The organism is Acidovorax sp. KPB24-07, from assembly GCF_057543315.1.
The window spans coordinates 1-1,832 of sequence record NZ_BAAJYS010000545.1 but is presented as its reverse complement, the minus strand read 5'-3'; the positions used below and the strand labels follow the sequence as shown (position 1 = coordinate 1,832).

General features: G+C 66.3%; 2 protein-coding genes. Both read right to left on the bottom strand.

Annotation, left to right across the window (positions count from 1 at the left end):
• A partial coding sequence (locus AC27IQ_RS23645; protein WP_487091015.1) for a condensation domain-containing protein occupies positions 1 to 1,538 on the bottom strand: 1,538 nt, incomplete at its 3' end.
• Positions 1,538 to 1,832, bottom strand: a 295-nt coding sequence (locus AC27IQ_RS23640) for a phosphopantetheine-binding protein (RefSeq protein WP_487091014.1), incomplete at its 5' end; no start/stop codon positions are given. The genes AC27IQ_RS23645 and AC27IQ_RS23640, both read right to left, overlap by 1 nt.

Sequence of the window (1,832 nt, the reverse complement as noted above, 5' to 3'; positions counted from 1 at the left end):
CCCTCCCCCACCGGCTCAGCCCCCCTCCCTCGCTCTCCCCAACCCTGCAGCCGCTCTCTCTCCCGAACATCCAACAGGTCCAGTTCTCCTACCGCCTGCTCAGGCCGTTGTGTCAGCGCCCGCAGCACCGCTTGGTACTGGCGGGCCATGCGCTCGATGGTCTCCGGATCAAACAACCCGGATGCGTAATGAAACGCAGCGTGAATCCGGCCATCGGCATGCTCGCGAATGTCCAGCGTCAATTCGAACTGCGCTGCCTGCCCACCGATGTCGTAGGCCTGCAGCGAGAGGCCCGGCAACTGGGTGAGTGCATCGAAATCGCCGCGCTGGTGGTTGAACATCACCTGGAACAGCGGAGGATGGTCCAGGCTGCGGTCGACGCCCAGCGCCTGAACCAGTTGCTCGAAGGGCAAATCCTGGTGCAACTGGGCACCCAGCGCAGCCTCTTGCACGCGGGCCAGTACGGACTGCAGGGTGGCGCGGTCATCCACCACAGCACGCATCACCAGGGTGTTCACGAAGAAGCCAACGATGCCTTCCGTCTCCACACGGTGGCGATTGGCCAGGGGCACGCCCACTCGGATGTCGTCCTGCCCCGTACACCGCTGCAGCAGGATCTGCCATGCGGCCAGCAGCACCATGAACGGTGTCCCACCGCAGGCCTGGGCACAGCGCTGCACCCCCAGCGCCAGATCCGGTGCCAACTCGATGCGGTGCCGCGCCGAGCGGTAGCGGCCATCGGCCCGCCGTGCATGGTCGGCCGGCAGTTGCAGCACGGGCTGATCGCCTCCGAGCTGCTGGGTCCAATAGGCCAGTTGCCGCTCCATTTCACCGGCTTCCAGCCATTGCTTTTGCCAGGCGGCGTAATCCGCGTACTGGATGGGCAAAGACGCCAAGCTGACGGGGTCGCCCGACACCTGGGCACGGTACTGCGCGACGAACTCGTCCACGATCACCTGCAGCGAAGCGCCGTCGGACACGATGTGGTGCATCACCACCACCATCACATGCTCGTCCTGTGCCAGGCGGATCAGTGCCGCACGCAACAGCGGCCCCGCGGTGAGATCGAAAGGCGCATTGCAAAGGCGCTGAGCTTCGGCGAGCGCAGCGGCTTCCCTTGTTGCCACCGGCTGCGGTGTCAGATCCACCACCCGCCAGTCCAGCGGCATCGCGGTGCCGACCACCTGCTCGACCTCGCCCTGCGCGCCGGTGCGAAAGACCGTTCGCAGCGCCTCGTGGCGCTCCACCAGTGCGGCCAAGCTGCCGCGCACCTCGGCCTCGTCCAACGCGCCGCGCAGCCGCAATGCTGCGCTGATGTGATATGCCGTGCTCTGCGGGTCCATCTGCCAGAGGAACCACTGGCGAAGCTGGGCATACGACAGTGGCGAACGCTCCTGCCATGCGGCATCGCGCGGCAGGATCGGGAACTGGCGGGGACTCAGGCCCTCGGCGCGGATTTTCTGGTAGACGACGCGGCGTTGTTCGGCCGTCAATCGGGAAAAGCGCTCAGCGATGCGGCGGGTGGCAACGGCTTCCATCAAAGGGTCTCCATGCTGTCAATCAATGCGTCGATGTCCGACAGGGCCTGCGCCGCAGGGCGTTGGCCCTGTGCTGGCACGAGCAAGGCAGCCATGTCCCGCAGCACCGGGGACTGAAAGACCTGGCGGATCGTGAGTTCGGTGTGCAATCGGTCCTGCACGCGGGCGACCAGCCTGGTGGACAGCAGCGAGTGACCACCCAGCTCGAAGAACTGGTCATTGCGCCCTACGCGCTGCACCCCCAGCACCTCGGCCCAGATCTGCGCCAGCGCCCCCTCGATCTCCCCCTGCGGC